The 19,017-nt window shown below is 52.8% G+C and carries 16 protein-coding genes; 9 read left to right on the forward strand and 7 right to left on the reverse strand.

Annotation, left to right across the window (positions count from 1 at the left end; all coding sequences use genetic code 11):
- The first annotated feature begins 18 nt into the window (after positions 1-18).
- Both J2I46_RS17555 and J2I46_RS17560 read left to right on the forward strand, forming a co-directional pair.
- Positions 19-1,266, forward strand: a complete 1,248-nt coding sequence (locus tag J2I46_RS17555; RefSeq protein WP_207330359.1) for an ABC transporter permease — start codon at positions 19-21, stop codon at positions 1,264-1,266.
- Positions 1,267-1,345: 79 nt separating this feature from the next.
- Positions 1,346-2,527, forward strand: a complete 1,182-nt coding sequence (locus tag J2I46_RS17560; RefSeq protein ID WP_207330360.1) for an ABC transporter permease — start codon at positions 1,346-1,348, stop codon at positions 2,525-2,527.
- Between the two features lie 40 nt (positions 2,528-2,567).
- On the opposite strand, the gene J2I46_RS17565 is transcribed toward J2I46_RS17560, so the two are convergent.
- Positions 2,568-2,939: a four helix bundle protein gene (locus J2I46_RS17565; protein ID WP_207330361.1), complete on the reverse strand. Its 372-nt coding sequence runs from the start codon at positions 2,937-2,939 to the stop codon at positions 2,568-2,570.
- 135 nt (positions 2,940-3,074) lie between these two features.
- Here J2I46_RS17565 and J2I46_RS17570 point away from each other — a divergent pair, with 135 nt between their 5' ends.
- Positions 3,075-4,463 (forward strand): sigma-54-dependent transcriptional regulator, encoded by a 1,389-nt coding sequence (locus tag J2I46_RS17570; RefSeq protein ID WP_207330362.1) that lies wholly within the window; start codon positions 3,075-3,077, stop codon positions 4,461-4,463.
- An 86-nt stretch (positions 4,464-4,549) separates the two neighbouring features.
- Here the strand turns inward: J2I46_RS17570 and J2I46_RS17575 are convergent, their stop codons facing one another.
- The gene (locus J2I46_RS17575) at positions 4,550-5,647 is read right to left on the reverse strand and encodes a Gfo/Idh/MocA family protein (RefSeq protein ID WP_207330363.1); all 1,098 of its coding nucleotides are present in this window, start codon (positions 5,645-5,647) and stop codon (positions 4,550-4,552) included.
- 196 nt (positions 5,648-5,843) lie between these two features.
- On the opposite strand from J2I46_RS17575, the gene J2I46_RS17580 reads away from it, so the two are divergent.
- Positions 5,844-7,127: a sensor histidine kinase gene (locus J2I46_RS17580; protein ID WP_207330364.1), complete on the forward strand. Its 1,284-nt coding sequence runs from the start codon at positions 5,844-5,846 to the stop codon at positions 7,125-7,127.
- Between the two features lies 1 nt (position 7,128).
- On the opposite strand, the gene J2I46_RS17585 is transcribed toward J2I46_RS17580, so the two are convergent.
- On the reverse strand, positions 7,129-8,031 hold the full coding sequence (locus J2I46_RS17585) for a ClpXP adapter SpxH family protein (RefSeq protein ID WP_229379820.1): 903 nt from the start codon (positions 8,029-8,031) through the stop codon (positions 7,129-7,131).
- A gap of 169 nt (positions 8,032-8,200) precedes the next feature.
- Between J2I46_RS17585 and J2I46_RS17590 the strand changes: the two genes are divergently transcribed.
- Positions 8,201-8,494 carry a winged helix-turn-helix transcriptional regulator gene (locus J2I46_RS17590; protein ID WP_207330366.1) on the forward strand — a complete coding sequence of 98 codons (294 nt, stop codon included), beginning with the start codon at positions 8,201-8,203 and terminating at the stop codon, positions 8,492-8,494.
- A gap of 18 nt (positions 8,495-8,512) precedes the next feature.
- On the opposite strand, the gene ybeY is transcribed toward J2I46_RS17590, so the two are convergent.
- The 4 genes from ybeY to J2I46_RS17610 all read right to left on the reverse strand — a co-directional run bounded on the left by ybeY (position 8,513) and on the right by J2I46_RS17610 (position 14,196).
- Positions 8,513-8,932, reverse strand: coding sequence for an rRNA maturation RNase YbeY (ybeY, locus tag J2I46_RS17595; protein WP_207330367.1), 420 nt, complete (start codon positions 8,930-8,932; stop codon positions 8,513-8,515).
- A 120-nt stretch (positions 8,933-9,052) separates the two neighbouring features.
- Complete coding sequence (locus tag J2I46_RS17600) at positions 9,053-11,428, reverse strand: TonB-dependent receptor (RefSeq protein WP_207330368.1); 2,376 nt, start codon at positions 11,426-11,428, stop codon at positions 9,053-9,055.
- Between the two features lie 362 nt (positions 11,429-11,790).
- Positions 11,791-12,711, reverse strand: a complete 921-nt coding sequence (locus J2I46_RS17605; RefSeq protein WP_207330369.1) for a PfkB family carbohydrate kinase — start codon at positions 12,709-12,711, stop codon at positions 11,791-11,793.
- A 279-nt stretch (positions 12,712-12,990) separates the two neighbouring features.
- Complete coding sequence (locus tag J2I46_RS17610; RefSeq protein ID WP_207330370.1) at positions 12,991-14,196, reverse strand: hypothetical protein; 1,206 nt, start codon at positions 14,194-14,196, stop codon at positions 12,991-12,993.
- A gap of 191 nt (positions 14,197-14,387) precedes the next feature.
- On the opposite strand from J2I46_RS17610, the gene cysS reads away from it, so the two are divergent.
- From cysS to J2I46_RS17630, 4 genes are all read left to right on the forward strand, one after another.
- Positions 14,388-15,878, forward strand: coding sequence for a cysteine--tRNA ligase (cysS, locus tag J2I46_RS17615; RefSeq protein WP_207330371.1), 1,491 nt, complete (start codon positions 14,388-14,390; stop codon positions 15,876-15,878).
- A gap of 225 nt (positions 15,879-16,103) precedes the next feature.
- Complete coding sequence (locus J2I46_RS17620) at positions 16,104-17,294, forward strand: MFS transporter (RefSeq protein ID WP_207330372.1); 1,191 nt, start codon at positions 16,104-16,106, stop codon at positions 17,292-17,294.
- Positions 17,295-17,418: 124 nt separating this feature from the next.
- Positions 17,419-18,438, forward strand: coding sequence for a M28 family peptidase (locus tag J2I46_RS17625; RefSeq protein ID WP_207330373.1), 1,020 nt, complete (start codon positions 17,419-17,421; stop codon positions 18,436-18,438).
- Positions 18,425-19,012, forward strand: a complete 588-nt coding sequence (locus tag J2I46_RS17630) for a hypothetical protein (RefSeq protein WP_207330374.1) — start codon at positions 18,425-18,427, stop codon at positions 19,010-19,012. Before J2I46_RS17625 ends, J2I46_RS17630 begins: the two co-directional genes overlap by 14 nt.
- Positions 19,013-19,017 lie beyond the last annotated feature (5 nt).

Genomic DNA, 19,017 nt, shown 5'->3' on the forward strand with positions numbered 1-19,017 from the left:
TCCCAAATCCGAAATCTCATGCTCACGAACTACATAAAAATAGCCTGGAAGGTGCTGCTTCGGCATCCGTTCTACACCTTCATCACGCTTTTTGGCATTAGCCTCACCCTGACCGTACTGATGGTACTGACCTCGTTTCTCGACCATCTGTTTGGCACGCACTACCCCGAACTGAAACGCGACCGGTCGATCTACATTCAAATGATGACCCAGCTTGATTCGGTCCGTAATGGCCGGTCGCAGGGGCCAATGAGTTTCAAGTTTCTGACCAAATACGCCAAAGCGCTGAAGTCGGCCGAGCGGGTCACGATCTGTTCCATGTTCAACACATCGAACGCATATGTCGGCTCTCAGAAGATCGACCTGAATACAAAATTTACGGACGCCGATTTCTGGAAAGTGACAGATTTTGATTTTCTGGAAGGAAAACCGTACAACGAACAGAATATTGCCAATGGTGATTATGTAGCGGTGATCACCGATGATTTTAAAAGGCAATATTTCGATAATCCGTCGGATCCGGTAATCGGAAAAGACGTTGAAATAGAAAACATTCATTACAAGGTGATTGGCGTTGTGAAAGGCAGTCCGATTACACGAATTCTGACACATGCCGACGTGTATTTTCCATACACGGCTCCCAAAAGTAATTATCAGAATACGGGCATGCGGGGAAACTATATTGCCATTGCTCTGGCAGGTGATAAGCGTGGGATGAAAGCCATTAACGATGAATTTCAGGGCTTTATCCAGCGCATTCCGGTACCCGGCGATCAGGACGGATTCAAATATTATGCGTTAGTTGTAAAAAGCATGCCGTACCTGGAAAGTTTTGTCGGCGCATTTGCTGATGGCGATAGTGGTCTGAAAAGTATTTTCTATGGCGTTATTGGGTTTATCATGCTCATGCTGATGGGGTTGCCGGCAATTAATCTGGTCAATGTAAACGTAAGCCGGATTTTGGAACGCGCCTCGGAGATCGGAATACGAAAAGCCTTTGGCGCGCCCATTCGTACGTTGCTATGGCAATTCATTGTCGAGAACATTTTCATCACGTTCATCGGTGGGGCAATTGCACTGGTGCTGACCCTGATCGCCATTTCGCTGATCAATAACAGCGGCTGGATTGCCCATGCCGATCTGACAATCAATGTAACGGTGTTTCTGGTAAGTCTTGGTATATGCCTGATTTTCGGGCTGTTATCTGGGGTATTGCCCGCCCTTCGTATGTCGAAACTCAATATTGCCGAAGCATTGAAAGCGTAGAGTACGGGTCTTGGGGTAGATGCACCGCCCTTCGGCCCACGCTCACGGTATCTAGCCTTTGGTAAAAAAATCTTTCATCATGATCCGTCATCTGTTTAAATTAATCTGGAACAAGAAACGAGCTCACTCGCTGTTAATCATTGAGATTTGGGCTTCGTTTATGGTCTTGTTCGGGCTGGCTTCGCTGCTGGTCCATAACCTCAGCAATTACCGCGAACCGCTGGGTTTTTCTTACGAATATGTCTGGGTTGTTGACCTGAACAACAATCAGGATACGGTGGCCGTGGCTGAAAAAACGCAACGTATCATACAACGAATAAACGCTTTTCCTGAAGTGGCGTCTAGTTCGCGGATGAGTGATAATAGTCCATTTTCAGCCAATACCATGAACAATAATGTTGAGCGTGGTAACCGAAAAACGATGATGGATTTTTACGTAACCGATGAAAAATTTGCCGATGTGCTGGAGATACCGTTGGCCTCGGGCCGATGGTACACACCCGCCGATAGTATTGGCAAATACAGAGCCGTGGTTATCAATCAGAAAGCGAAAGAAAAATTGTTTGACGACGAAGATCCGGTTGGGCAATTACTGGGCGATAAGCCCAAAGGAAATGATGGATCACGTCAACAAAAAATAGTTGGTGTGATCGATAATTTTAAAGCGAAAGGAGAATTTATGACGAATATGCCCGCTATTTTTCAGCAGCTCGATGCGAAGGAATCGTACCATAAAAAGATTCTGGTTAAGGTGAAGCCCGGAACCGACGCGGTATTCGAAGCCAAGCTCGTGAAGGCTGTAACGGCTATGGCAACGGGCTGGAGCGTCGACGTGGATCACCTGACCGAGTCGTGCGAAAACCGGCATAACCTTACGCTGGTCCCCGCCATCATCTTCGTGATTGTGTGTAGCTTCCTGCTGATCAACGTGGCCCTCGGCCTGTTCGGTGTGTTAAACGTGAGCATCACCCGCCGCCGGGGCGAAATTGGTCTTCGCCGCGCACTGGGTGCTACCGAACGGTCGATTTCATGGCAGTTTGTGGGCGAGATGTGGGTGCTGGCTACTTTTGCACTGGTGCTGGGGCTTGTACTTGCCTGCCAGTTTCCGTTGCTCAACGTCTTCGACCTCGCTTCCAGTGTATATGTAATTGCCATCATTGTTGCCGCCCTGATCGTGTATCTGCTCGTTACAATCTGCGCTCTTTTCCCTAGCCGACAAGCTGCCGCGATCCAACCGGCAGTGGCGCTGCATGAAGAGTAGTGAAATGTCAGGGGCTAGGGGCGGAGGGCTTGGGCTCTGCTTAGCTTAGGGTTGGTAGGAGCGATTTCTGAAAGTTACTGATTTTGCGACTTAGCTCATCCAGGTCATTGAAGATTTGCTGCTTCGTCTCTACACTAACATAATCTCTCCGTTGGAGAACGATTATTATGTTAGCGCACTCGTAACAGGAACGTCGGGCATAATTTAGGAATTGATGAAACCCCTTCTTGGGCGTTGAACCAGAACCCTCAGCAGTATTATTAGAGATGCTCATCCCTGCTCCTCGCAGTTGTCCGGCGAACCGAAACAGTTTTCTATTTTCTAAAAAATCAGAAATGTCAAATAGCTTATCGCCAAGATCAATAGCTCGCTGCCAAATTTCTAGCCCTTCAAATCGAAATCCTCTAGTCATCAGTTGGGTTGTTTTAACGAATGTATAAAAATGCTAGGGGCATGTGGCTTAGGGCAGAAGGGGCTTGAGGTAGCTGACGCGAGAGCAGTACCCCACGCCCCCAGCCCCGCGCCCCATGCCCCGCGCCCCTTCCCCATGCTCCTCATCATCGACGACGATATTGCTGTTCAAACCTCTCTTTCGCTGCTTTTCAGGAAAGAAGGCTTCGCTGTTCGTGTTGCCGACGGACCGTTCGAAACGCGGGAAGCACTGGAAGAGGAAACCCCGACAGCGATTGTGCTCGATATGAATTTCTCGGTCGAAACATCGGGCGATGATGGTATCCGGCTGCTTCGGTACATTCGCGAACGGCTGCCCAACGTACCTGTGCTGCTTATCACCGGCTGGGGGAGCATCGATCTGGCCGTGCAGGGCATGAAAGCCGGAGCCAATGATTTCATCACTAAACCCTGGCAGAACGATCATCTTGTACAGTCGGTCAAAACAGCGATCAAGCTGGCGGGTGAGCGGTCTGGCGAAGCGGTATCCGCTAACCGTCGCCAGCTTGACGAGCAGTTTCAGTTCGACAACATCGTGGGTGAAGACCCGAAGCTACTCGACGTATTGACAACCATCGGCCGCGTAGCCCAAACCGATGCGCCAGTGCTGATAACGGGCGAAAGCGGTACGGGAAAAGAACTGATTGCTGAAGCCATTCACCAAAACAGCCGCCGCAAACGGCAGCCGTTTGTTAAGGTGAACCTGGGCGGTATTTCCAGTACGTTGTTTGAAAGCGAACTCTTCGGCCATGTACGCGGGGCCTTTACCGATGCGAAAGCCGACCGCATCGGGCGTTTCGAACTGGCCCATAAAGGCAGCATTTTCCTTGATGAAATCGGTGATCTGGATTCGGCATCGCAAGTAAAGTTGCTCCGCGTATTGCAGGATCGCACCTTCGAGCCGCTGGGTAGCAGCAAAACCCGAACGGTCGACGTGCGGGTGATCTGCGCCACCAACCGGAACCTCGAAGAGATGGTGCGGCTGGGTACGTTCCGCGAAGACCTGTTCTACCGCATCAACCTGATCACGGTGCGCCTGCCTGCCCTCCGCGAACGCCCCGCCGACATTCCCCGGCTGGTCAAGTTCTTTACCGACAACCTGAAAACACTGTACGGCCGCCCCAACTTACTGGTCAGTAAGGAAGCGCAGCATTGGCTCAAAGACCTGTCGTTGCCCGGCAACATTCGTCAGTTGAAAAACGTGGTCGAACGCGCCGTGCTCCTGGCTCCTGGCGATACGCTCACCGTCGCCGACTTCGAAAAGCACCTGACTCCCTTGGCGCCCAGACCCACAACCAGCGCCCCCAGCCAATTGCCGCCCGTTGGCAGCATGACGCTCGATGAAATGGAACGGCAGATGATTGAACGGGCCATGGCGCACCACCAGAACCGGGTCGGCCACGTAGCGCGCGCCCTGGGCATCACCCGATTTTCGCTCTACCGCCGTCTGGAAAAATATGGCATCGCGTTTAGTTCGGAGGAGTAATGGGCGAGGGGCATGGGGTAAATACGCCGCCTGCGTAAGTAGTCGCCATGCTCGAACTGACCCCAGGATGTAGACAGGCCGTCGTTCTATACCCTCTTCCAGTCTATCTCGATGCGGCGCCCGGTGTCGGCAGAGCGGACGATGGCGTCGATGATGTGGAGGTCTTTGATACCCTCGGCCGCTGAGGCAACGGGGTCTGTATTGTTGATGATCGTAGCGGCGAAGGCGTCCATCTGGCGAATCTGCTGGAAAGGTGGTGTTGCCAGGTCGATCTTGCCTTTTGACGAATCGCCTTTAGCCCCCGTAGCGTTGAACGACGGTTGCAACCCAAACCACTCGTGACCGGTGGTCGCGTGGAGCCGATCGACGTACGATGTGTAGGTTGTGGTTGAGTTGGAAAGTGCCCCGCCCGGAAACTCCATCTGGAAAAACATACTCTCGTAAATGTCTTTGAAAATGGTTTTATCCCGGACAAACCCCTGTGCCGTCACCGCAATCGGGTCTTCACCGATGGTTCGGCGGGCACCCTGAATGGCATATACACCCAGATCCATGATGGCCCCGCCACCGCCCATTTGTTTGTTGAGCCGCCACGAGTTGGGGTTCGCCATGGAGAAGCCAAGTGCCGTTTCCATCAGTTTCACCGTGCCCAATTCCTGCGATTGCGCCAACCGACGTACCTCCAGATGATGTGGTTCAAAATACAGACGATACCCCACCGACAGTTTCACGCCCGCTTTTTTACAGGCCTGAACCATCTGCTCGCACTCACCCACGTTGAGGCCCATCGGTTTTTCGCAGATCACGTGCTTGCCCGCCTTGGCCGCCCGAATCACGTATTCGGCGTGCATCGAATTGGGCAGTACCACATACACAATGTCGATGTTGGGGTTGTCGGCAATGCGGTCGAAGGTCTGGTAATTGTAGACATTCTCTTTTGGAATGTTATACTTCGCCATCCACTCCTGCGCTTTGGCGGGTGTGCCCGTCACGATACCCGCCAGCCGACAGCGCTCTGTATGTTGCAACGCCGGACCCAGCTGTACAGTGCTATACGTACCCAGCCCCACCAGCGCAATGCCCAGCTTGCGGGTGTCGGCGGAACGAAACAGCGGCGAAGCATCAGCATTTACCAGTGCGCTGGCCCCGAGGGCAGCCTGCGTCATAAAAAGGCGGCGGTTCATATTGTGATAGAGGTTAGGAGATAAGGATGATTGTTTTTTCAGATAGCTGCTTTGCACCGTAGGTTGCTGATGCGTGGCCCAGCCCAAACAATTACATCAGGAATATGATCAAAACGAATCAGACCTTTGCCGTGGGCAAGATACCGAAGTCGCGTATCAAATTAACCGGCATACATCAGCTTTATCGGCGTTCTATATGACGTTCCAAACTCGTTACCTGCTCTACATCGGGGCCGTTCATGCCGTACTGATCGGGCTGACGTTCCAATTATTGAAGGAGGATAAACCCTATTTCATTGCGGCAGAAGTACTGATCTTGCTGTCGATGTACATTGCCGTACGGCTGTATCAGTCGTTTCGGCAACCAGCGGCATTTATCGCGTCGGGTATCGAAGCTATTCGGGATAAAGACTTTACTATCAAGTTTGTAGCCACCGGAAACGAAGAGGTAGATGGGCTAATTAATGTGTATAACCTGATGATCGACCAGCTTCGGCAGGAACGTACCCGACAGGCCGAACAGCAGTTTTTTCTGGATAAATTGATTGAGGCGGCCCCCATTGCGCTCCTGACGTTTGATTTCGACGAACGTGTATCGGCCGTGAACCCCAAAGCCCGGCAACTGCTCAACCTGCCCAATGATGAGCTGATCGGCAGGCCTCTGTCGGCTATTGGCCATCCGTTGCTGACGTACCTGACCGACCTGCCCACCGACCAGCCGCAGACGATCAAACTGACGGGCGTTGAAACCTACCGGGCCATGCGCGGGCAGTTCATTGACCGGGGCTTCCGAAGACAGTTCCTGTTTATTGAAGAGCTGACGGCCGAAATTATTGAGACCGAAAAAAAGGCTTTCGGCAAGGTGATCAGGATGATGGCCCACGAAGTGAATAACTCCATCGGGGCGATCAACTCCATTCTGCACATTGCCGAACCCGACGTACCTGACCCCGACGTCCGAAAAGCCGTGCGCGTTGCCATCGAACGTAACGACCGGCTAAATCAGTTCATGCGCCGCTTCGCCGATGTGGTGCGGCTGCCGGTGCCCAATCCTGTCCTCACCAACGTACCTGACCTGTTGCGCGACGTACTGAGCCTGATGCAGCCACAGGCCAGCGCGCGCGGCATATCGCTGACACTGACCGTACCAGACTCCCCGGTACATCAGCTGATAGACGTAGCACAAATGGAACAAGTGCTGGTAAATGTGGTTAAAAATGCCCTGGAAGCCTGCCAGACTGGCCAATCGGTTGGTATTGTATTGACCAGCTCAGAACTCCATATCCGCGATAACGGCCAACCTATCTCCGACGATGTGGCCACAAACCTGTTTAATCCTTTTTTCAGCACGAAATCCACCGGACAAGGCATCGGCCTGACCCTCACCCGCGAAATCCTGCTCAACCACGGCTTCGCCTTCTCGCTACGTACCCAGCCCGATGGCTGGACGGTGTTCCGGATCCGATTCGGGCTGATTTAGATCAACGGGCAGCCACGGCCTCTTGACCGGGAAGGGTCTGCTCACGAATCCACAGGATGCCGTTCTTGGTCGTTAATTTACTGAGCTGTCCGTCATCTGTTAATTGCTGAAGATAGGCGTCGGCCTGTTTACGGTCAGTTCCAGCCAACTCCGCAAATTCGCGGGACGTAAGCGTCGGGTAATGGGTAAACAGATGCTGCCAGCTCGTGTTGATCGCTGCTTTGGTCACCGTAGGCAGTTGTTTCCGCAGGGCATGTTCAAAAACAGGATAGGGTTTGTAACCGTAAACTTTCTCCGGCTTGCCTTGCTGATCCATAAAAAATAAGGTAGGAAACCCCCTGACGCCCAACTGACGGGCCAGGGCTAAATCCTGTCTGAAAAGAGCCTGAGCCCGACCCTGGTAGTCAGTGGTGAATTGGTCAACATCCAACCCGACGTTCCGGGCTGCCAGAACCAAGTTCTCCCAGTTGGCAATGTTCTTTTTTTGCAGGAAGACCATTTCACGAAGCACCCGCAGAAACGACAGAGCGTTCGTATCACCCTGTAATTGAGCGGCCTTGAAGGCAATAGACGCTGGATACGACGAGTCGAGGGGGTCTTCCAGCCAGACATCGCCATCAATAGGCATATCGTAGTAACGACTAACCTCGTCCCAGTGCGAGGCCACGTCTGACGGCTTACTGATGCCGCCACTGTTATAGCTCCAGTCGGGCAGTAAACCGCCCATTCGGTAATCTACTTTAATGTGGTGCCCGTATTCCAGTTCGAGTTTGCGTAGCTGCGGTTCAATACCCCAGCATGTAGAACAAATCGGGTCGGTATAATAAATCACGCTGACCGATTCGCGGGCTGGTGTATCGCTCTCTTTTCCCGAAGTTGCGGTTGAATCGGGTAATTCACACATGCCTGATTCTATATCGCACAATAATGGGTTGATTGGCATATTTTTATATAAAGAGCAGGTAAGGTCAACACCGTCCTGTTCTTGTTCATATGTAACTTGTTGACGCGCCACAAAGTTGGCGTGCGGCAGATACAGAGTCAATTAGTCAACAAAAGTTGACTACAGAAGCATGCAGAAAATAGAGAATGGTTGCCCGGCCGAAGAGGTATTAAAGTTGCTATCCGGGAAGCTGAAGCCGCAAATATTCCGATCAGCCGTGAATGGCCCCGTACGGTTCAACTCGTTACTGCGCGACATTGACGGTGCCAACAAACAATCGCTGGCTACGGCTCTGAACGAGTTGGTAGGGGAAGGATACCTCGATAAAGTAGTGATAAAGCCTAAGCCGCTGCATATCGAGTATACGCTGTCGGAGCGGGGCAAAACGATTATCCCCGTTTTTTACCAGCTGGAGCGGTTGTAGAATCAGCTTGGATCGCCACTACAGAAAAGCAGCAATCCACTCATCTTCTTTGCTGCGCATCAGTTTCTCGTCGTCGGGCGCCTTGTCGCCGTAGCCGCAGAGGTGGAGCAGGCCGTGGGCCAGTACACGGCGCATTTCCTGTTCGGGCGATACGCCAAGTTGAGCCGCATTGTCGGCCACCCGGTCGACGCTGATGAAGATATCGCCTTCGATGGGGTCGTCGGCAAATTCACGGTTATCGAACGTGATAATGTCGGTGTAATAATCGTGGTCGAGGTGTTCCCGGTTGACTTGTAGCAAGTATTCGTCGGAGCAGAACACATAGTTCAGGTCGCCCATGTCGTGCCCTTCGGCTTTGGCTTGTGCGGTGAGCCATTTTTTCGCCGCCAGCTTCTGGGGCAGTTTATAGTCGACGTCTTCGTTGAAAAAGCGGATCATGGGAAGAGGGAGGAAAGGGAGAACGCAGAAAAGGAGAAATGGTGGCTTTGCAAGTCGAGTAATCAACGCGCAAAGCTACCATTTCTCCTTTCGTCCGTTCCTCCTTTACTCCTATTTGATCTAAAACCTCACCCGTACTCCCGCCAGTACGTTGCGGGTGGCTTGTGGGTAGTAGTAGTTATATGAATCGAGGCGGCCTTCGCTGACGTAGCCGTAAGTATAGCCATTCGATACGTAGCGCTCGCTGAACAGGTTATTCACGAGCAGTGTGAACACGATCTCTTTCGCAAACGTCGGTTTCAGCGTATAGATGAACCGTAGGTCATTCACGAAATAAGCGTCGATCTTCCGGGCGTCGCTGCTCGTATTGTCCAGGAATTGCTTGCCGACGTACTTCGATAAAAGACCGATTTCCAGTCCCTTAGCGGCGGTCAGCAGCAGTTGTGAACCTGCAATGACGTTGGGCGAAAAGGCAATGTCGGTCTGCGAAAACTGCCGAGCTTCCTGACCGGCATCCGAGTCGAAAAACTGGGTATAGTTGCGAATTTTGTTCTGGCTAAATGTGCCGTTTACACTCCAGCGCAAAGCCTTGGTCAGCAACGTGGTCACTTCGGCCTCGATGCCCGCGCGGTAGCTGCTGGGTACGTTGATCCGGTTAAACGCACCCACGTCATTGATGGCCCCGTTGAGTACCAGCTGGTTACGGTAGTTCATGTAATAACCGTTCAGGCTCATGGCTACGCGGTCAGTACGGGTTTTGATACCCGCCTCCCAGTCATACAATCGTTCGGCCAGCGGGCGACTGCCGGGTGTCGACTGCGTGTAGTCGTCGCGGTTAGGCTCTTTGTTCCCCACACCAAACGACGCGTAGGCCGTAGTCCGGTCATTGGCCGCGAAAGTCAGCCCCGCTTTTGGGTTGAAGAAGGTCAACGAAGCCTGCTGCTGCACATTCTGCAACTGGCTATTGAAGCCAAGGAACGAGTAGTTGACTGAACGTACCTGCAAATCCAGGAAGGCGTTGAGCTTTGAGGTGAACTGATAAAAGGCTTTGGCATAGACGTTTACGTCCGTCTTCGTGGCGTTGTCTTCATAATAGCGGTAAGGCGTGGTAGGCACAAACTGCCCCGAAATAACCTCGCCAAAATGTTTCCCCTGGTACTTGTTCAGGCCACCACCAATGTTGGCCGTCAGCCGATTCTTGTTGTCGTAATCGAACGAGAAAACAGTGCCGTAAAAGTCATTGTCGAGCCACCGGCGGCGCACGATAGTCGATCGGCTGATGATCGAATCGCGGATCACGACGTTGGGTAAGCCATACTTGCTCAGGCGGTCGCCTTCCTTCAACTCTTCGTAATACCCGCGCCCTTTCGTGTAAAAGAGCGACACGTTGGCGCGCCAGTTTCGGCTCAGTTCCGTCGACGTGATCAACTGATACTGGTCCTGCTGGTAATTATCGGTCTGGTTCGGGTACGTGAACTCGTTGTAGGTCCGGTTGGTGGCCAGCAGCTCTTCGGGTACGCCATTCCAGGCCTGATACGTTTTTTCCTGCCCCGAGAAGACATTCAGCCGCACGAAGCTTTTCTTGCTGTAATAGCCGCCCGATAGATAAAACGATTTCAGATCCGACGACGCCCGGTCAATGTAGCCATCCGACGCGATCTTCGACAGCCGCGCATCGACCACGAAATGCCCTGACATCAGGCCCGTTCCCGCCTGAACCGTAGCCCGGCGCGTGTTATACGATCCGCCCGACAGGTTTACCTCGGCATACGGATCTTTCTGGAGCGAGTTGGTCTGCACGTTGACGCTGGCCCCGAAAGCCCCCGCTCCGTTGGTCGACGTACCCACGCCCCGCTGAATCTGTACGCTATTCACCGACGACGCAAAGTCGGGCATGTTCACCCAGAATGTCCCCTGCGACTCGGCGTCGTTATACGGAATGCCGTTGAGCGTCACATTCACCCGCGTAGCATCCGATCCGCGAATACGAATGCCCGTGTAGCCCACGCCCGCGCCCGCATCCGACGTGGTCACGACCGAGGGCGTGAAGTTAAGCAGCAGTGGTAAGTCCTGCCCTAGATTGAGCTTGGTCAGGTCGCGCTTTGAAACGTCGGTGTAGGCAATAGCCGATTTCTCATTGGCGCGCGTTGCCAGCACCACCACCTCATCCATTACCACTTCGCTTTGCCGCAGCTGAACGGTCAGTGGTTCGGATGTTGGTAATGTAACAGATTGGTCGATAGCCGTGTAGCCAACCAGCGAGACACGTACCTGATACGTACCTGCGCGTAGATTGGTGAGCCGGAACGTACCTGAGGCATCGGTATTAGTGCCCTTGAGCGATCCGTCGATGGTGATAGCGGCACCCGGAAGCGGGCTGCCGTCGGCCTCCCGGACGGTGCCGGAGAGGGTAAGTGATTGCGCCCAAACGGGCAGGTGGAACACGCACCACAGCAATACTGTGGCGGCAAAACGATAGGTCGTTGCGTTGGTCATCGCGACACAAACGGTTAACGAAAGGCGTAGGGGCCAAGCCTATCGGAGTGAAAAAAGAGAGTTTCAAGTTTCAGGTATCAAGTTTCAGGTGCGCTGCTAACAACCACCTCGGTGATAAGCAACGCACCTGAAACTTGATACCTGAAACTTGAAACTCATATTTACATTCCCTGCTGCGGCATTACCCGTGTACAGGTTCTATGGGTATAATCTCAGCCCGTTGTTATAAGGCACCCCTGAAAGATTAATGATGCAAAGTTAATGCGAAAAAGAGTTTCAAGTGTCAAGTGCGGTGCTTACTTATGTTTTTGTTAATAGGCACCGCACTTGACACTTGAAACCTGACACTTGAAACTTCCCTTTTACATTTCCACACTAAACGCCGACAGTTTCACGAACTGATCGACGCGGTCCTGGATTTCGTCGGGCGATAGGTTCAGGATACGCTCGGCACCGAACTTCTCGACGCAGAACGACGCCATGGCTGATCCGTAAACGACGGCCCGCTTCATGTTGTCGAAGGAGATATCGTCGGTTTTGGCAAGGTGGCCAATGAAGCCGCCTGCAAACGTGTCACCTGCGCCGGTTGGGTCGAATACCTCTTCCAGCGGCAGGGCTGGCGTAGCGAAGATGCGGTCTTCGTGGAAGAGCAACGCGCCGTGCTCGCCTTTCTTGATAATCACCGTTTTAGGTCCCATGCCCTTGATCGTAGCGGCTGCGCGCACCAACGAATAATCGCCGGTCAGTTGGCGGGCTTCTTCGTCGTTCAGTACCAGCACGTCTACGTCCTGCAACAGGGCTTTCAGGTCGGCATTGGCAATCTCGATCCAGAGGTTCATTGTGTCGAGCACAATCAGTTTGGGCCGGCTGGCGAGGCGCTTGATCACCAGGTGCTGAATGGCGGGGGCCGTGTTGCCCAGCATCAGGTATTCGCAACCCTGATACGATTCGGGGATGATGGGGTCGAAGTTTTCCATCACGTTGAGCTGCACGTCGACCGTGTCGCGCGAGTTCATGTCGTTATGGTACTTGCCTGACCAGAAAAACGTTTTCTCTCCTTTCCGAATCTCCAGTCCGTCCACGTTCACGCCGTGACTCACCAGCGTATCGATCATGGATTGCGGGAAATCGTCGCCCACCACGGCAACCAGATTGTTTTCTTTCGTGAAGTACGACGCCGATAGGGTAATATAGGTGGCGGCACCGCCAATGATTTTGTCGGTCTTGCCGAAGGGGGTTTCCAGGGCGTCGAACGCGACCGAACCCACGGTGAGTAAACTCATGCTGTTTGTAGTGTCAATTGATGCCCGCAAAGGTAAGCGTGAGCGGGTTATGTACGGTGAGGGTCAATCTTATCAATGCGCCTCCAGTATTTGGCCAGTTTGGTTTCCTATCCGGTCGTTTCTTGTCATCCCGAAGAATGAGGGATCTTGGCGTTCCTGTTGAAGGCGCTAGGCACCATTGATCGGAACGCCAAGATCCCTCATTCTTCGGGATGACAAAAAAACGATTGGTAGTGAAGCTACATCGACGTACCTGGAGGCTCCTTCACCAACTGCTCTCTAAATCACTTTATGCCGTTTGAATTCTTTCTCGCGGTCGAATAGGAAACGGTAGGTGATGTGACGTTTGACGACCTTGCCGCCGAGCATTTTCGAGAAGCGGATCATGCGGACGTTGAAGTCGCCGATCCAGTTCAGTTCCAACTGGCTGAACTGGTGCTTTTTGCCGCCCCAGGCTTCGCGCGTTGGATAGGCAATGGCAATAGCCGATTCAATGCCTTTTCCCTGGAAATCAGGCACTACGCCAAAAATAACGCCGAAGGCTTTGTTGGTTGGCTTGAACAGCTTGTGGTATAGAAACGTCAGCTTCCCCTTTAGATCCATTTTGCCGTTCACGTGCTTAAAATACTGGTTCAGTTCGGGCAGCATAATGAAAAACGCCACCGGTTTGCGGTCGGGACCGCTGCCATGATAGCCGAACCAGACCAGATTTTCTTCCATCACCGGTTTCATCTTCTGCATCAGCACCAGAGCCTTTTCGGTGGTCATATCGGGCGTGCCCAGAATTTTGGCCCAGGCTTTGGTGTAGATCTCGGCAAAATCGGCGGCGTACTGAGGCAGTTTATTTTTCTGAATATGCTCGAACGTGTACTCAGGATTATCCAGAATGGCTTTGGCTCGGTCGAATACCTTCTGCTGCATCCCGTTGGCCAGCAGTTCATCGTAGGCAATGGGGAGGTAGAACGTGTGCTGCTGGAAATAATCCTGAAAGCCATAGGCCTCGAAAAACGGCACGTAATACGGCTTCGTGTAGGGCATACCGTAGTTCGGCTCTTTGTCGTAGCCTTCTACCAGCAAGCCCCACCACCGGTCGCGGTCACCAAAATTGATGGGGCCGTCCATGGCCTCCATACCCCGCGCCGCCAGCCATTCCCGGCAGGTGTCGAACAGGAGAAAGGCCGCTGTTTGGTCATCGATGCACTCGAAAAAGCCCATTCCGCCTGTGGGCTGGTCTTTTTCGGCCTTGAGCGTTTTCTGGTTCACGAAAGCCGCCACCCGTCCAATAGTCTCGCCCGTCTCGTTTTTCAGCACCCAGCGCGTGCATTCGCCATCGTCGAACAGCTTGTTTCGTTTGGGATCGAACACGCTTTCCAGATCGTCATCGAGTGGACGAATCCAGCAGGGGTCGTTCTTGTACAGGCGAACCGGCAGTTGAAGAAATTCGGTACGGAGGGCGGCGTTCTGGCCTACTTCGAGTAATTGCATGACACAAAGTTAGTTTACTGTTTGCTGTTTACCGTTGTCTGTTGCTCCGCCTACAGACAACCTGGTAGGCTCATGAACTGGGTGGTGGCGTGAGGATGTACTATTCTCTGTTGCGCTGCTTAAGAGCCATATAGTGGTGTTGCAGCGCAACAGAAGACTGTAAACTGCAAACAGTAAACTATTTTTGTTCCATGCAACCGCTCTCGCTCTACAATACGCTTTCCCGCCAGAAAGAACCGTTCGAACCCATCAGCGCGCCCAACGTGGGTCTCTACGTCTGCGGACCAACGGTCTACAACTACGTTCACCTCGGTAACCTGCGCACCTTCCTGACCTTCGACAGCCTGTTTCGGTATCTGACGTTCATTGGCTATAAGGTCAGGTACGTTCGGAACATTACCGACGTGGGTCACCTCGTGGGCGATGGCGATGAAGGCGAAGACAAGATCGGACGGATGGCCAAGCTGGAACAGATTGAGCCGATGGAAATCGTGCAGCGTTACACCAACGATTTTCACGATGTACTGCTTCAGTTCAATATGCGCCCGCCGAGCATCGAACCAACGGCAACGGGACACATGATCGAGCAGATCGAAGCCGTAAAGCTGCTCATCGACAAAGGGTTGGCTTATGAATCGAACGGGTCGGTTTATTTCGATATCGAGCAGTACAACAAAAACGGCGGCGATTACGGTAAACTGTCGGGTCGTATTCTGGAAGACCTGCTCAACGAAACCCGCGACCTGGACGGACAGAGTGAAAAGCGGAATCCGCTGGATTTTGCACTCTGGAAAAACGCCTCGCCCGAGCACCTCATGCGCTGGCCGTCGCCCTGGGGTATTGGTTTTCCGGGCTGGCACCTGGAATGTACCTGCATGAGTACTAAATATTTAGGTACGCAATTCGATATTCACGGCGGCGGTATGGACCTGAAGTTTCCGCATCACGAATGCGAAATTGCACAGGGGAATGGCCTTAATGACCGCGCGCCGGTTCGGTACTGGATGCACTCGAACATGCTGACCGTTAACGGCCAGAAGATGAGCAAATCGCTGGGCAACTCGTTCCTGCCGTCGCAACTCTTCGCTGGTGATCACCCGCTGCTCGATCAGGCGTATTCACCCATGACGGTGCGGTTCTTCATGCTGCAATCGCACTACCGTAGTACGCTCGACTTCTCGAACGATGCCCTGAAAGCAGCTCAAAAAGGCTACAAACGGCTCGTAAATGGCTATCGGCTTATTAAGTCGATGACGTACCTGTCTGATGAAGGGGTGGAGGTAGACCCAAAGCAGGGCGAAGAAATTGCCAACTATAAACAGGCTCTCTTCGCCGCCATGAACGACGACCTGAACACCGCCGTAACAATTGGTCATTTGTTCAGCCTGCTGAAGAAAGTAAATCAGCTCGATACGCGTCAGGTATCGATGGCAAAACTGGGCGAAGAAGCGTTTGACCAGTTGAAAACGACGTTCATTCAGTTCTTCGAAGAGGTACTGGGTTTGCAGGAAGAAATCACGCGCGACCAGTCGGCTATGGTCGGTGGCATGCTGGATCTCTACCGCGAATACAAAACCCAGCGACTCTACGACAAGGTTGATCAGGTACGTACCTATTTCAAATCGCAGGGCCTCGTCATCCGCGACATGAAACACCGCATCGACTGGGCGTATGAGGAGTAACACGCCAATATCGCGTTATCTGAAATAGCTTTGAGATAACGGCTCGTTGCTACAGGGAGCCTTGCCAATTCAATTGTTTGAGAATTGTGAAGCAGCCGAGCTCTTGTCGTCGGGATGACAAAAGCGCGGCCCATCAACGTATAAAAAATGACTCCGCAGGACCTAGTGAAAGCAGTCAATTGTGAAGAATTCAGAAAAATTATATCGCCCTGATCCTCATACGCTTTGACTCAAGTACGCACTGAGCCCCTCGGCAACGCCCATTTATTGGCTATTGTGCTGGCGCAGTTCGCCGGCACGTCGCTATGGTTTGCGGGTAATGCCATTCTGCCTAATCTACAGCCGCTGCTCGGTACTACGGCGCTGAGCGGCTGGATCACGTCGGCTGTGCAACTGGGGTTCATCGCCGGTACGTTGGTCTACACCCTGTACCGTATCCCCGATACGTACCCGGCTACCCGTGTTTTTCTGGTGTCGGTCATCGCGGCGGCCATTTTCAACCTGCTTATTCTAGTGTTGCCGTTGCAGTCGGGATGGGTGCTGTTGAGTCGGTTCGGAACGGGATTTTTTCTGGCAGGTGTTTACCCCGTTGGCATGAAAATCGCGGCGGACTGGTTTCGACCCGTGCTGGGTCGGGCAATGGGTTTTCTGGTTGGTGCACTGGTATTGGGTACCTCCCTGCCGCACCTGATACGCGGTGTGGGCCAGTCATTACCATATGAAAGCGTGTTACTCACCGTGAGCGTGCTGGCAGTAGCGGGTGGCCTGTTGCTGGTCTGGGTTATGCCAGCGACGCCCGTGCCACGTCGGCCAGGTACGTTCAGCCTGTCAGTTTTCCCTATGTTGTTTCGACCGGGGCCGTTGCGGGCGGGTGTTACGGGCTATTTCGGGCACATGTGGGAGTTGTATGCGCTATGGGCCTTCCTTCCCGCACTCCTTACTATCTACAGTCAACAGCACCCGAATTTCCTGTTCAACAAATCTGTTTGGGCGTTCTTGGGCATTGCGGCGGGTTTCATAGGGTGTGCTGCAGGTGGCCTGATCGCCCTTCGTTTTGGTAGCCAACGAGTAGCAACTGTCAATCTGATGATTTCAGGCTGTTGTACCGCACTGATACCGTTAATGGTAGAAGCACCACCAGCTTTTTTTCTAGCTTTTCTGATTGTCTATGGTATCACAATTGCGGGTGATTCGCCGCAGCTAACGACCATTATTTCAACCAACGTACCTGATCATGTTCGGGGTAGTCTGCTAACACTGGCTACCTGTATTGGCTTCTCCATCACTATCGTTTCTATTCAGACGCTGGCTTGGCTATTGCCCTACTCGGGCAACTCCATCTGGGCGTTCTGGCTATTGGTGCCGGGGCCGATCCTGGGCTTGTGGGGGCTGTTGAACAAGCCCGCCACTCAGTAGTTGTTTAGATGAGCAAGTCGGGTTTTCCATACTATTGACAACACACCCTAGACGAACCACACAGATGGCGTACTTTTGGGCGTTCTGACAACAAACTCATTCTGTTGTTCGACCAATTTTACTCATGAAAACAACCTTCCTGGCCATTTTGGCCTGTGCGCTGGTTAGTACGGCCTGCGACGATAAAAAAAGTAGTTCGTCAGAAACGACACAAACCGAGACGAAACTGGTACCAGCGCCAACCTTCTCCGGCGATTCAGCATATGCATTTGTCAATGACCAGATCGCAATCGGCCCGCGCGTGCCTAACACACCGGCTCACATACGCGGCGGCGACTACATCGTGGCCAAGCTGAAATCATACGGCGTTGAGGTCATTGAGCAGCCATTCACCGTGAAAGGCTGGGACGGGATCATGGTAAAAGGCCGTAACATCATCGGCGTCATTAACCCGCAAGCCGAAAAGCGCATTCTGTTCTCGTCACACTGGGATTCGCGTCGCTTTTCAGACCAGGACAGTTTGGAGGTGAACCACAAAAAGCCCGTACCTGCCGCCAACGACGGTGCCAGCGGCGTAGCCGTGTTACTTGAGATGGCGCGTGCCATTCAGCAGGCCAAGACCAAACCAACCGTGGGCGTCGACCTCGTTTTTTTCGATGCTGAAGACTGGGGCAACGGTGAAAAAGCGGTGGGCGATAAAGAGGCCGGCCACCCCGACATTGATTACGTCGGATTCTGCCTTGGTTCACGTTATTGGGCCAAAAACCCGCATAAACCCGGATACACAGCCTACTACGGTGTACTGCTCGATATGGTTGGTGCGAAAGGAGCCACATTTCTCAAAGAAGGTTACTCCATGCAATTCGCCCCCAGCGTAGTACAGACTATCTGGAATACGGCCAGTCAGCTAGGATATAGCCAATACTTTGTGGATAAAAACGGTGGGACCATCACCGATGATCATCTGGCCCCCAATACCATTGCGAAGATCCCGATGATCGATATTATTCACCTTAATGCCCTGAGTGGGGGGTTCTTCCACGACTGGCACACGGCCGAAGATGATATGCACAACATTGACCCGAATACGCTCAAAGCAGTTGGCCAAACCCTGGTTCAGGCAGCGTATAATGAGCAACCATAGCATTGGGCAGGTCAGTATCTGGCTATGCCTTTTTCTGGGAATATCGATAAGTCAGGTGTGGGCGCAGACACCCGACCCTGTGCGGACGCTATCAGCCGATTCGGTGGCTATTCGCACCTTCGTCGCTGCTGAAGGGCCCGCCGAGGCTGTTTTTTCCTTCACATCGCCTCCCCCTTACCGATTTAGGTCAGGCGTGTATCGAATATCAGATCCTGCTTTTCCACTACTTCACTCACCCGATTCGTTGATACAACAACCTGTTGGACGGGCGCGTAGGCAGCAAAGAAGGGCACGCATCTCGGCCATAGCTACTGCTGTGCCGTTAGCAATATTGACCTATTCGGCGGTACGAATCGTGCTTTCGCTGGGAGCTGTAGTTACCGGCCGTCCAACGTCGTACGGTTTGCCGGCTGAGGGCGTAATTAAGGCTTCAGGAATAACGGCTGTGGCTGGCATTGCCATTACAGGTACGTTCAATATAGCCTCGACGATCAATCTCCAGAAGGGCGTAAGAAGACACAATAAACTGTTCGGGCGTAAGCTACCTACCCTTTTCAACCCACGAGGATTATAAGTTTA

It is taken from the genome of Fibrella forsythiae (genome assembly GCF_017353175.1).
GTDB lineage: Bacteria > Bacteroidota > Bacteroidia > Cytophagales > Spirosomataceae > Fibrella > Fibrella forsythiae.